Genomic DNA, 12,228 nt, shown 5'->3' with positions numbered 1-12,228 from the left:
AGATTTCCCGCTTGTTTCTTTGATTTGTTGAACCTTCCCCCCGAAACCGCCAATTCTTATCAATTCTCCTCGGTGGAAGTTAAACAATTGTCCTTTCGTCTCGATGGAGTCTTTTTGCCTGATACACCCAATCAGCCTATTTATTTCCTAGAAGTACAATTTCAGAAAGATAATAGGTTTTATTCCCGTTTCTTCAGTGAAATCTTCCTCTATCTCCACCAAACGGACTTAAGCAACAACTGGCAGGGAGTAGTTATTTATCCTCGGCGTTCAGTGGAAAGCGTAGAGACGGCTCGTTATGGGGAGTTAATCAACTCAGGCAGGATTTTACGTTTTTATCTCGAGGAATTAAGGGAAGTGGAATCCCTGGGAATATCGATGTTACAATTAATTGTAGCACCAACCGCCAGAGCGATCGAGCAGGGAAAACAATTAATTCCACGGATTAGACAAGCATTCCCTAAGGTCAAACAACAGCAAGAACTTTTAGAATTGATAGAGACAATTTTGGTTTATAAGTTACCCCAAGTCAGTAGAAAGGAGATAGAAGCGATGTTTAGTTTAAGTGATTTAAAACAAACTAAAGTGTATCAGGAAGCTTTAGAGGAAGGTAGAGAGGAAGGTAGAGAGGAAGGTAGAGAGGAAGGTAGAGAGGAAGGCCGACAAGAAGGCGAATTAGCGGCAAAATTAGCTTCTATTCCTCGTTTATTGGCCTTAGGATTAAACTTTGAACAGATAGCACAGGCTTTAGAATTAGAAATCGAACAGGTTAGACAAGCAACTCAAGGGGAATAGGAAAAGTTCAATGCGATCGCACTAAGGTTAGATAGCGTATCATGCTAAACGACTTTTGTACTATAGCAGAGAGACTAGCTGTGTCATCATTAGACATCTCCGAAAACGTAGGGACAATTCATGAATTTTACTCCGAAAACGTAGGGACAATTCATGAATTGTCCCTACCAAGGGTTTCAGGTTACGCATATTTAATTTTAGGAAATATCTATTCTCTATCATCTGGGATTATTGGCATATCTGTAATGATTTGATGGCATCGAACACAAGCCTTAACCCCTTGTTCCAAACGCCATCGACAGAAATTGAAAATCGAATCTTCTATGCAAACCCTAATTAAGTCTTCAACTGTTCATCTGAGATATTAACAGTAATGGAAGCCATTAAAAATCTCAAAAAAAATCGACCCGCCGCTAGGCGGGAAAAAGAGAAAAAGAGAAAAAGAGAAAAAGGGTAAAAAGGGAAAAAGGGTTACAGAGTCCTCCCAGCACCGCACACCACCCGAAAACCGAGGTCGAAGAGGTTGTAGTCGCGGCGGTAGCTGTAGTCGCGGAAAGCGGAACGGCAGAAATTTGGAATGTTGTACCAAGAACCGCCCCGCAATAGAGAACGATTATCATTACCATTTTTTAGCCAAGCACTGCCATCCGTCGGCGCTCCGATATAGTTATCATGCCAATTGTCCTCGCACCACTCGAAAACATTGCCACTCATGTCATACAGTCCCCAAGCATTGGGCTTTTTCTGACCCACAGGATGAGTTTTATCCTGAGAATTTCCGTTATACCAAGCGTAATCTCCTAACTGATTAGCATCATCACCGAAATAAAAGCGAGTGGTTGTCCCCGCACGACAAGCATATTCCCATTCCGCTTCTGTGGGGAGGCGATAGGTTTTCCCTGTTATTTGACTCAATTTTTTGCAAAAGGCTTGAGCGTCCTCCCAACTAACCATTTCTACCGGATTTTGGGGATTGTTTTTAAAATTAGAGGGATTGGTTCCCATCACTGCTTGATATTGTGCCTGAGTAACTGGATATTTGCCAATCGCAAAACTGTTGACTTGAACTTGGTGTTGAGGCTTTTCATCACTTGTAGCATCGGGATCACTGTCAGGAGATCCCATGATAAATTCACCTGCTGGTAAGCTCACCATCTCTAGTGTGACTCGATTGGGTAGGTTTTCGGTAAATGGAGTTTTATTGCTTGGGGGTGTCCCCAGTTTAGGAAGGGGAGGAATAGGAGAGTCACCGACGACGGAGGTGCTAAAATTCCCAACTCTCTCGATTACATGATTGTTGATGCGTTGAATGGCGGTTTCGAGTTCGATTTCCTCATCGGGGATTTCCACGTCTGTCCATTGCCATCCTTCCTGCTCGGCTCGCTCTAATGCGATCGCTAAACGGCCGCGCTTTTCTTCGCTGGTGACGAGGAAATTGAGCAAACTAGCCGATAGATTCTCGTTTTTGCGGAAAGATACCGCCGATTCGGAACTAAGAATGTTCTGGACGAGGGATTCCACTTCGCTGACACTGCGGGAAAGTTCCCCGTCAATGGTCACTACTCGATCGATCAAGCCTTGAAACTGTCCGATAATTGGTTTTAGGTATTGTTCTAGATTAATGGCTACTTTGGCCATTTCGATCGCTTCTTGTTCCAGACTATCTAACTCCAGCTGCAACTGATACACTTGTTTGTACCCGTTCAACTCGCCGATCATTTTCGAGAAAACCTGTTTTTGTGTATCCTGATCTTCAGCTAATTTCTGGATACTTTCGCTGATTAAGTCGATTTTCTTGAGCATGAGCAAGCTGGCGCGACCAACAAGAATCACGGTGCGGAAAATCTGCTGTTTCTGTAGTCTCAGGGTATCTCGCAGGTCGGCCGAGCCGATGCTATTCTCCAAAGATTGGCGTTTTCGCTCTGTTTCTGCCAATTTCTGGCATTTAACCGCCACTGCCTCCTTGATTTCCTCGGTCAGTTCCAGAAAAAACCGCCGGTATTCATCCTTATGGTCGGTGAGAAATCCGATTAACTGGTTATAGTCCTTGACTAATCTTTCCAATTCTTGAAAAGTTTCCTCGAAATTGAGGGGTTCTTCTTTTTTCCTCAATCCTAACCATGTATTGCGAACCCGTTTTCCGGTTTTAATCAGTTGCTGTCTTTCTTGAATCTGATCCTGCAAAACCAATAAATCGGGGCGATTTAGTTGGGGAAGTTGATAGGTTTTCCGATAAAGCTTGATTTTCGCCGTTTCTTCTGCCATCGCCTTGGTCGCTGAGGGTGAGTTTTTTCTATTTTAGCCCGATTTTTTGATCAGCTAGAAATCTCGGCCAGAGGCGAAAAAATCAGCGACAATGATATAAATGGAGTTATCAACACAAGTAAAGCGATTATGACTGTAGCCACGACGAACGCCCGAGATATTTTCCGCTCCGCCTACGAAAACCGTTACACTTGGGATGAAGGATTTCCCGGTTACACTGCTGATATTATCCTCACCCAAGGGGAGGAAGTCCATACGGGCAAAATTCAAGTTAATGCCGATTATAGTGTGGAAGTAACGGGCATTGATGACGAGAAAGTGCAAGAAAGTATCTATAATCAAATGCGCGACATCGTTACTCACCGCAAAAGAGGCAATTTTGATGCTTCCCACGGCAAAAACCAGTTTAATTTCGGGCAAGATGATCCCACCGGTGCGGTAGAAATTCTTGTCACCGGCGATGCTATGGGGTCTAATTATAAGGTCCGTGGCCAGGAAATCTGTCAAGTCAGTCGAGTCATGGGACCGATGGCTTTTACTATTAATACCGAGGAAAGTCTCGATACGGGAGAAGGTTATATTTCTATTCGCTATAATGCCATTTTCCGCAATGCTAAAACCGATGAATTAAAGGGAAAACGTGACTTTAAGGAAACCTACGAAAAAATCGGTAATTATTATTTACCCTCCTGTCAAGTGATTAACGCAATCGACGCGGGGGGCGAAAAATCCACCACAGAATTCACTTTTATCAATCTACAGCTTTTAGAATCTTAAGGGTTATCCCCGCCCAAAAAGCGTTAGGATTGAAGTAACTAAGTAGGTGGGTGTTAAAAATTGTCGGCTCCCCCCGCCTATCGGCACCCCCCTTATCAAGGGGGGCAGGGGGGATCAAACCCCCCTTATCAAGGGGGGCAGGGGGGATCAAAGACAAAATCTATCTTCAATTTAATTGAAACCACTTACTTACACTGTAATAAATCTCTGACCAGAAGCTGATTATGTCTTTAACACTGACTCCCAATAACGTCGAACAAGTTTTAGATGAAATGCGCCCCTACCTGATGGCGGATGGTGGTAACGTGGAATTAGTCGAAATCGACGGGCCAGTCGTCAAACTGCGTCTTCAAGGCGCTTGCGGTTCCTGTCCCAGTTCCACCATGACCCTAAAAATGGGCATCGAACGTCGTCTCCGGGAAGTGATTCCCGAAATTGCCGAAGTTGAACAAGCTTTCTAAATCTTGGGTTAATTAATTCTCACCACTGCCCGATTGCTAATTTAATTAGCGATCGGGCATAATATTAATTAGGGTTTAAGGCAAGAGGCACTCATGCAAGAGGCACTTATGCAAAAGGGAGAATAAATAATCGGTTTTTAATAACCAGATTTGGTATTATATATCTTTTTCTGCAAGATTGATAAAATTACAGAATTAATTAAGGTAAAAAGTATCTTTTTTAGCCGATTAAACGGTCAATTAAGCATTAAGATATACTTGAAAATTTTTATTAAAACTCAAAAATTATGACTGAAAATATCCCCACTATTGTGGTCATGCACGGCGACCAAACTGGAGAAGAACTATTACTAGAAGCCCTGAGAGTATTGCAACCCTCGATAATTCGTCAACCGGTTAACTTTGCCGATTTTGATCTTAGTTTAGCCCAGCGTCGCCAGAGTAACAATCAAGTGGTTCACGAGGCCGCCGAAGCGACTCTAAAAACCGGATTAGCTCTCAAAGCTGCCACTATTACCCCAGAAATTAAAGGAGATGTGGGCAGTCCTAACGCTATTTTAAGAGAAGCAATGAATTCTCAGGTAATTCTCCGCATCGGTCGCCGTATCCCCGGTATTCGTCCGATTGGGGGCGTTTATTCTCCCATTGCCATTGTCCGCATGGCCGTTGACGATGCCTACGGGGCCAAAGAATGGCGAGAAACCACGGCCACCGGCGATGAAATTGCCTATCGCACCTCCCGCATTTCTAGGGCTACCAGTCGCGCTGTGGCCGAGTTTACCTTTCAACAGGCCAAAAAAACCGGGGCGCGGGTATTTGGCGGCCCAAAATTCACCGTTAGTGCCACCTACGAAGGGATGTTTAAAGAGGAATTAGACGCGGCGGCCCAAAGACATCCGGAAGTGCGTTATCAACCCCTGTTAATTGACGCAACTTTTGCCCTACTTTTACAAACCGACGGCGAAGCTTTGGTGATTCCAGCACTTAATCGCGATGGCGATTTATTATCTGATTTTGTCTTGCAACTCTATGGCAGTATTGCCGGGGCCGAAAGTTTAGTTTTGGGATTTGATGAGGAGACCTTAGCGGTTAAAACCATTATGGCAGAAGCTCCCCACGGCACGGCCCCCGCTTTAGAGGGCAAAAATATCGCTAATCCCATGGCGATGATTTTAGCCTCGGCAGCTTTGTTAGGTTATATCGAAACTAGCGAAGCGCGTAAAGCTTCCAGGGCAATTTATGAAAGTGTCTTTGAAACTATTCACGAGGGCAAAAAAACCCCCGATTTAGGGGGACAAATGACCATGAGTGAGTTTACCGATGAGGTGATTCGTCGCGTGGTCAGTAAGTTAGAAGTTTGGTCTGCTTTGGGGTAAACGAACTCATCTGATTGCTATCTTAACAGGAGTTTGAAGAAAAGCTAATCCCAAAAAATAAGAATTGTTGCAAAGGCCTTGCTTTTGTTTGTTTTGCGGAGAAATAACGGCTACCTTTGAAGTGTGTAACAGAGTCCCTTTGCAGGATTAGGATAAGAACAATGAAACTACAAACTTTGACAAAAACTCTGACCATTGCTCTGATTGGTGTAGGAGCTGCCTTGACCTTACAATCACCGAGCCAAGGTGCAGACGATCCTCTATTCATTTGTGATCCGGACTCCAGAGGGGTTCCCACAACTTACTATATTGGTAGGGGGGATAAAAGACCAATTATTTATTGGAAACGTGAAATATTTAGTGATGCTGGCTATCCTCCCCAACTCCGGTGCGAACAAGTAACTGGTCGATTCAACAGATTATCTGAACGGGAACCCAATGGGATTGAAATCATCACGACGGGCTTTTTGAACGGTTTGCCCGTTGTTTACTCTCCTGCTAGTGGTCGTGACCGTCCTAGTCCTTCAAACTTATTATTTACACTCTCAAAAGGCGAAGATGCTGTAAGGGTTGTGCAAGGGCTATTCGATTTGCGGGCAGGAAGAACTGTTAGTGGTTCTAATCCTAAACCACTATCGGAAAGTTCTGCCGATGGAAAAACAATTACCATCGACTTTCAAAATTTTCTGCGTAATGTTGCCCCTGAAAATAGCCCATCTTCAGGTAGTTCCGCTGGCGAGACTCCAGCGACAACAACCCAACCCAACCAATCTCCTTCTGGCGGTTCTCGCTGGTAAACGAGTTGTGATCGTTTCTTCTGTGATAGACTTTTCTGATGACTAAACAAGGCTCGGTTTTCCTGGCTTCGCTTGTTCAAACAATTATCTAAATATCTAAAATAGATAATAAATACTCACAAGTAGGAACAAAAATCCAAATAAACTCGACCTGCTAGGGATTCAGTTAGTCGTAGATCGCATGAAATATTTTTCCAAGATATCTGGCACCTGTGCTGGCATTTTACTCGTGGGGGGACTGCTGGCACAGTCCCTTCATCCCAAGACCGTTGCTTGGGAGGTTAACTCAGACAGTGGTTCCCGTCAGTCAAGTACAAGTGAAAAAGCATCAGAACAGCAATTGCATCAATTAGCCCGCGCAATTACTGTGAAGATTTTATCGAAAGAAGGATCAGGATCGGGAATTTTAGTTCGTAGAGAAGGCCAAGTTTATACGGTTCTGACCAACCAGCACGTTCTTGAACAAGCTTCTGACAACTATTATCGAATCCAAACTCCTGATGGTCAAATTTATCAAGCAAAAGTGTTAAATTCCATCAATTTTGATGGTAATGATTTGAGCCTATTGTCTTTTCACAGTTCTCGAACCTATTTGATCGCCTCATTCGGGGATTCGTCGAATATAAGAGTGGGTGATGCCGTATTTGCAGCCGGTTTTCCTTTTTTTCAAGAGCGTCGTGATCAAAATAGCGGGTTTATCCTGACGACTGGTCAAATTTCGATGTTGAGTGACCAGACATTTGACGGTGGTTATCGCATCGGCTATAACAATCGTATTGAAAAGGGAATGAGTGGGGGTCCCTTGCTTAATGACCAAGGTCAAGTAATTGGTATTAATGGACTTGATGCCAGTCCGGTTTGGGGGAATTCCTATACTTTCAGTGATGGCTCGGTGGCTTCAAAATTTCTCAAAAGACAGATGAATCAATTTAGTTGGGCTATTCCTAGCCAAACTCTCTGGCAGTTGGGGCTAAAATTCTCGGATCACCCTTCTTGATCGCCATTCACTCCATTGCAATTTTCTCCCCCGCAAACAGGAAACTCATTTCCCACACCACCATCTAGAGAGCGCAATATCTGGTCGGGATGGTATCGGTGAAACCAAGCCGTTATCCTTATATTAGGTCAGGATCATGAATAAATTTTATGGACTTGCGCTGGCATTAATCAGTGCCTTAACTCTCTTAAGCCAATCTCGAATAGCCATAGCATTAAAGCCAGAGCAAGTAAATGGTATTGCCCGGGAAATTACTGTTTTAATTCCTTCAGAAGATGACGGAGCGGAAGGGATAGTTCGTCAAAATGGTTCAGGAGCAATTATCGCTAGAGAAGGAAATAACTATACGGTTCTTACTGCCAGCCATGTTTTGTGTAAAGATTATGAAGTTAATTGTAAGAACTATTATTACGAGTTACAGGTAGTAACTCATGATGGCAAAAAATATTCTCTTAACCCTAATAGTATTAGAAAGTTGCCAGAAGTAGACCTAGTGGTCTTTCAATTCACTAGCGATCGGGATTATCGCCTAGCTACCTTAGCTAATTATGAATTAGCTGACGAACAATTTATTTTTGCTTCGGGATGGCCTGATCCGAAATTTGTTGGTAAGAGAGAAAGATTTTTTAATGTTGGTAAAGTGTTGCCCAAAGCCATTAGCCCTTTGTTTAAAATCTTTCCGCCTTCCTTTGGTTATGAGCTAATTTATACTAGCGTCACCTATGGGGGTATGAGTGGCGGACCAGTATTAGATACAGAAGGGAGAGTAATCGGAATTCACGGGCAAAATGAGGGGGAAAAAATTAAAGAGGTGCGAGTAGCAATTGGCTTTAGTCTCGCTATTCCCATCACTACTTTTTTGAAATTAGCACCCCAGTCTGGCATTCAAGGGCAGATAAATGTCGAAAATTCGCCCCCCAATGCCTTATCTTTGCAAGAAATTGGGGATGAATTATACAAGGCTTTGGAATTTCCCCATAAGAACGATACTAATCCCCTAAACTGGCTTAATCAAGGCAATAAAATGTGGCGGTTAGGACAATTAGCCCTCGCCTATGCCGCCTATGAAAAAGCCTTGCAACTCGATTCTCAACTCTATCAAGCTTGGTACGGGAAAGGTCTGGTCTTGACCTACTGGAAACGCCCCCAAGAGGCGCTGGCCGCCTACGAACAAGCTCTCAAAATTAATCCTAACTCCGATACTGCCAAAAAACTGCGAGACAAGCTCCAAGAATCTTTAGGGGGAGGAAATACCCCTTCTCTAACCCCCTCACAGCCAACCACCGCGCCCACCGTGGAGCCTTCACCACAGCCCTCTAATCCAAGGAGACTATGGTGAAGTCAGCCTGGAAAATGCGGTTAGCTAATAGTGGGTTGCACCAATTTAGCTAAGAATGCTTGAATTGCTCGTAGTTCTGCGGGGGGATTGCGGAGAAACTCTTCGTTACTGGCTAAAATCATCGCATTATAGGCCCGCACCGCCGCCTGCAATTTAGCTGGAACTACCCTCTCTTCCTTGGTCAGTTTCTCTAAGCTGGCCAATAAGTCTTGAATAACATTTAAAGGCGGTGCGCCGGGGGCTGAGTAAAGAGCGGCAATGACAGCATTGATATTATTACCCGCCTGTGCATCCCCGGTTAAGATGCTCAGTAGCAATTGCTGAACGGCTGCGGGAATCGGGATACCTGTGGGGGAGGTTAAATTATTACTGGCTAAAAGAGCATTCACAGAAGCAGCCGCCTGATTAACAGCGATTTGAACCGGTTCTCCCCCCTGAAATCCCAATCCCGTCACCGTGGTGGTGATGGGGATAGTTTGACCGGCAAAATCACTGGTGGAAAGAATTGGTCCGGTGATATCGGATTGGTTGCCGGTTTGCGCCATAACGGGAGAGACTAGGGAATTGGTCAGCAAAACCGCCGCCACTAGGGAAACTTGCCAATTAGTCAACCATTTCATCAACATGGTCTTAATCCTCATTCAAAAAACTAAGTTACACAATATAAAAACCGACTAACGGGGGAAAAAGTAATTGTAGCCGATACTCATGACGAAGCGAGCTCCGTCCCCAGCATTCCCCGTTAAATCAGCACCCGCAAGGTTAATCGTCAAGGGGATTTTCGGGAAAGGAATCAGGGAAATACCTGCGTTTAAGTCTTGACCCGACCATTCGACAATGGCCGAGACCGGTTCAACAATTCGTAAACCCGCACTAGCAAAGACACCCAGGGAATTTACCCCATCTTCGATGGCTCCTTCCGAGCGAAAACGACCACCACCAACACCCAAAGAGAGCGTCAATTGGCTAAAGGGTTCTTTCGTTGTTTCTGTTAACTGAAAAAATTTACTCACCACCCCGTAGATACTGCTACTGCCATCTGTCCCACCCCAGTTAATAGCGTTTTCAAATCCTAGGGCCACAGCAAAACTTTCTGGCAGAGAACGGTGAATTTTAAAGCTAAAACTGCCCCGTCCAGCGTTATCACCAAAAAGGCTCAAAATCGCCAGAGTTACATCCAAACCGACAATTTTCTGGGGTTCTCCTAAACCGACCCCTAGGGCTAACCCACCATCTGCTTGATTGGTAAAACGGGTTCTCGACTGGAAACCGAAACCACCGAAAATCTGCCCAAAAGTCGCTCCAAAAGCGCTGGGAGTAGAGATACTGCCACTAGGAGTAACCACAAATTCCGCCAGTTTCGCAGAAAGGGTTTGTTGCCTTAATTGCGGTTCCTCAATCAGAAACTCTTGACGTAAACGCTGCAATTCGGGAGAAATATTGGGATCAACGGGGGTAGATGCCTGTGCTTGCCATTTTTCGACTTCTGGCGAGTTATTAACTCCTGCTGGTAAAAGCTGACTTGCTTGCGTTGTCCCTAGATTCGCCTTCCATTCTTGTAGGGTTGAAATTGTCCTGGTCTTTTCTGTTGCTAAAGTATCGAGGGAAGATTTCCCTAGTTTATTTTCTAAGGATGAGGGCAGATTACTATCGGCTAATCCCTCTGTTGTCGAGAAGGAATTGGTGGTCAGAACTCTTTCTGTCCTCTCTAATTCTACGGGGGAATTAATGATAATTTTTTCCTGGGATACCCGAATAGAAGCAGCGTCAATGTCTAAGGGGGAAGGAAGGGCCTTCACCCGATCGCAAAGTATGGCTGTCCCCAAACAGGATGTGATCAAAATTCCTCCAGAAAATATGTGTCTTATACGGCCGTTTCTTTTTGCTTTTTTTAACAACACTTCCAGCTTTCCTCACAGACGAAGTTAATTTGCAAGAATTGTAACTGATTTATTCTTAGATAGCAAGTTATTAAACCTGTTCGTTATCAATCATGGAATCCCCTAGTGCGCCTAAATGAAAGGTAAAATATTTACGACCTCTATTCTTGGATTCCCCAGTTGTACTGCCTCTCCGTTCACGAATCAAATAGGCGGATTATATTGCTAGAACTAAAAAAAGCGGGTTGAACCCCGCTTGTCATCAAAAACTAAGCCAACTTAAAGGCATCTCGCCAACACCAGCGCAACAGGGTAAAAGCTATCAAACCTTTAACCACTTCTAGAAACCAGTAACCAATCTGCAAGGACATCATTTCTCCCGACATTCCCGACGCAGTAACGGGAGCTAGTAAACCCATAGCACTCAGATTGGGAGTGAGAAAATAGGTGTAAATTAGGGTGATTACTAAGAGAACACCGGCGAATAGAAGCGATCGATGTTCGGGGAGATGGATTAAGGTATGATAGCGGTGGAAGACAACAAAGCTACACAGCACAATCGCCGCACAAACTAATTCCAGATGGTTAAAAATGCCAAATAGCAAGTAACCAGCACTGGCAAAGCCATTTTGTGTCATCATGCCAGCTACGGATAAGCTGGGGAGAATGATTAAATCGATGACGAAACTGGCACTTAACCAGAAACCGAGAACAACCATGGCTAGGGTTGTCCAATTAAACCAAGACCGATAACGCTCAACAAAAGTTTTCATTAGGCTTGCTCCTCCTTGCCTTTATAATTTAATTGTAAAGAGCGTTCGCCAAAATTTTGGCCAGTTTTTTGGTAATTCTTAGCAATTCTTATCAATTCTTATAATATCAACTTAGTTTTCCGGAAGGACAACCAAACAATACCGCTCTTACCTCTAGATTTGGCTACCCGCTCGGCGCAGAATTGTAAAGATTTATCAACAAGTGTTTATAAAAACCTTTAAATATTGACCAAGGTGACGATTCTAGACTTACCCTGAAACAATAACTGACTATCTACGGGTTTACTGTTATGGATAAGGATTTTCGTAACTATCGCATGGTTTGCACCCTCACCTTCGGAGATATTTACGGACAAATAATCGTTTGGTTAATCGTTATTTTTCTTACTCTGGCTTCCACTCTAGCTCTTTGGAGTAGCACTAGACAAATTTTCGCCCTCGCTACCGTGGGGTTAGTCGTCGTCCTCTCTTTGCCTTTTTTACTCTTTGCTTTCGTTACTACCCTCCTCAATCATATTGAATTCGTTCCCATCGAAGCGGAAACCAACATTCGTCGTGGTCCTGTCCCCGGAGTTAGCGGCAGCCGTGTACCCGCAGCCAGCTAAATCCGACCAAATCCCCAATAAATAGGGCTTGCTGAAAAAGTTTTTCCTGGGGGCAGGGTGTGGGGTGTGGGGTGTGGGGTGTGGGGTTTTATCGATTTTCAGGTGGTCAACTACCTAATTTTCAGGGAAAAAGTACCTGAATTTTCCCCCCAATCACTCCAAT

The 12,228-nt window shown here is 44.2% G+C and carries 12 protein-coding genes; 8 read left to right on the top strand and 4 right to left on the bottom strand.

What is annotated here, in order from left to right; all coding sequences use genetic code 11:
- Nucleotides 1-795: Rpn family recombination-promoting nuclease/putative transposase (locus O9295_RS26200; protein WP_288036194.1), on the top strand; the 795-nt coding region annotated here is incomplete at its 5' end.
- Between the two features lie 471 nt (nucleotides 796-1,266).
- On the opposite strand, the gene O9295_RS26195 is transcribed toward O9295_RS26200, so the two are convergent.
- Nucleotides 1,267-3,060: an SUMF1/EgtB/PvdO family nonheme iron enzyme gene (locus O9295_RS26195; RefSeq protein ID WP_288036193.1), complete on the bottom strand. Its 1,794-nt coding sequence runs from the start codon at nucleotides 3,058-3,060 to the stop codon at nucleotides 1,267-1,269.
- A gap of 129 nt (nucleotides 3,061-3,189) precedes the next feature.
- Between O9295_RS26195 and O9295_RS26190 the strand changes: the two genes are divergently transcribed.
- The 6 genes from O9295_RS26190 to O9295_RS26165 all read left to right on the top strand — a co-directional run bounded on the left by O9295_RS26190 (nucleotide 3,190) and on the right by O9295_RS26165 (nucleotide 8,807).
- The gene (locus O9295_RS26190) at nucleotides 3,190-3,837 is read left to right on the top strand and encodes a DUF3386 domain-containing protein (RefSeq protein ID WP_004268696.1); all 648 of its coding nucleotides are present in this window, start codon (nucleotides 3,190-3,192) and stop codon (nucleotides 3,835-3,837) included.
- Nucleotides 3,838-4,061: 224 nt separating this feature from the next.
- A complete protein-coding gene (locus tag O9295_RS26185) occupies nucleotides 4,062-4,298 on the top strand; it encodes a NifU family protein (protein WP_002735229.1) in 237 nt (78 codons plus the stop codon).
- Between the two features lie 287 nt (nucleotides 4,299-4,585).
- Nucleotides 4,586-5,674, top strand: a complete 1,089-nt coding sequence (locus tag O9295_RS26180) for an isocitrate/isopropylmalate family dehydrogenase (protein WP_150977911.1) — start codon at nucleotides 4,586-4,588, stop codon at nucleotides 5,672-5,674.
- A 161-nt stretch (nucleotides 5,675-5,835) separates the two neighbouring features.
- Nucleotides 5,836-6,471, top strand: coding sequence for a COP23 domain-containing protein (locus O9295_RS26175; protein WP_288036192.1), 636 nt, complete (start codon nucleotides 5,836-5,838; stop codon nucleotides 6,469-6,471).
- Nucleotides 6,472-6,652: 181 nt separating this feature from the next.
- Nucleotides 6,653-7,468 (top strand): S1C family serine protease, encoded by an 816-nt coding sequence (locus O9295_RS26170; protein WP_194015700.1) that lies wholly within the window; start codon nucleotides 6,653-6,655, stop codon nucleotides 7,466-7,468.
- 136 nt (nucleotides 7,469-7,604) lie between these two features.
- Nucleotides 7,605-8,807 (top strand): tetratricopeptide repeat-containing S1 family peptidase, encoded by a 1,203-nt coding sequence (locus O9295_RS26165; protein WP_288036191.1) that lies wholly within the window; start codon nucleotides 7,605-7,607, stop codon nucleotides 8,805-8,807.
- Nucleotides 8,808-8,827: 20 nt separating this feature from the next.
- On the opposite strand, the gene O9295_RS26160 is transcribed toward O9295_RS26165, so the two are convergent.
- The 3 genes from O9295_RS26160 to O9295_RS26150 form a co-directional block, all read right to left on the bottom strand.
- Nucleotides 8,828-9,433: a hypothetical protein gene (locus O9295_RS26160; RefSeq protein ID WP_287737415.1), complete on the bottom strand. Its 606-nt coding sequence runs from the start codon at nucleotides 9,431-9,433 to the stop codon at nucleotides 8,828-8,830.
- A 48-nt stretch (nucleotides 9,434-9,481) separates the two neighbouring features.
- Entirely contained in the window at nucleotides 9,482-10,708 is a 1,227-nt protein-coding gene (locus O9295_RS26155; RefSeq protein ID WP_353851892.1) for a hypothetical protein, read from the bottom strand.
- 248 nt (nucleotides 10,709-10,956) lie between these two features.
- Entirely contained in the window at nucleotides 10,957-11,460 is a 504-nt protein-coding gene (locus tag O9295_RS26150; RefSeq protein WP_002792980.1) for a hypothetical protein, read from the bottom strand.
- Between the two features lie 290 nt (nucleotides 11,461-11,750).
- On the opposite strand from O9295_RS26150, the gene O9295_RS26145 reads away from it, so the two are divergent.
- Nucleotides 11,751-12,065, top strand: coding sequence for a hypothetical protein (locus O9295_RS26145; protein ID WP_002735918.1), 315 nt, complete (start codon nucleotides 11,751-11,753; stop codon nucleotides 12,063-12,065).
- The last annotated feature ends 163 nt before the right edge of the window (nucleotides 12,066-12,228 follow it).

The sequence above is a fragment of the Microcystis sp. LE18-22.4A genome, from assembly GCF_027531105.1.
GTDB lineage: Bacteria > Cyanobacteriota > Cyanobacteriia > Cyanobacteriales > Microcystaceae > Microcystis > Microcystis aeruginosa.
Note: the sequence above shows the minus strand (reverse complement) of the source record. Positions and strands in the feature narration are given on the sequence as shown.

Coding starts and splice junctions, on each gene's coding strand:
- O9295_RS26195 (WP_288036193.1), bottom strand. CDS start 3,060: ATGGCAGAAGAAACGGCGAAAATCAAGCTTTATCGGAAAACCTATCAA.
- O9295_RS26190 (WP_004268696.1), top strand. CDS start 3,190: ATGACTGTAGCCACGACGAACGCCCGAGATATTTTCCGCTCCGCCTAC.
- O9295_RS26185 (WP_002735229.1), top strand. CDS start 4,062: ATGTCTTTAACACTGACTCCCAATAACGTCGAACAAGTTTTAGATGAA.
- O9295_RS26180 (WP_150977911.1), top strand. CDS start 4,586: ATGACTGAAAATATCCCCACTATTGTGGTCATGCACGGCGACCAAACT.
- O9295_RS26175 (WP_288036192.1), top strand. CDS start 5,836: ATGAAACTACAAACTTTGACAAAAACTCTGACCATTGCTCTGATTGGT.
- O9295_RS26170 (WP_194015700.1), top strand. CDS start 6,653: ATGAAATATTTTTCCAAGATATCTGGCACCTGTGCTGGCATTTTACTC.
- O9295_RS26165 (WP_288036191.1), top strand. CDS start 7,605: ATGAATAAATTTTATGGACTTGCGCTGGCATTAATCAGTGCCTTAACT.
- O9295_RS26160 (WP_287737415.1), bottom strand. CDS start 9,433: ATGTTGATGAAATGGTTGACTAATTGGCAAGTTTCCCTAGTGGCGGCG.
- O9295_RS26150 (WP_002792980.1), bottom strand. CDS start 11,460: ATGAAAACTTTTGTTGAGCGTTATCGGTCTTGGTTTAATTGGACAACC.
- O9295_RS26145 (WP_002735918.1), top strand. CDS start 11,751: ATGGATAAGGATTTTCGTAACTATCGCATGGTTTGCACCCTCACCTTC.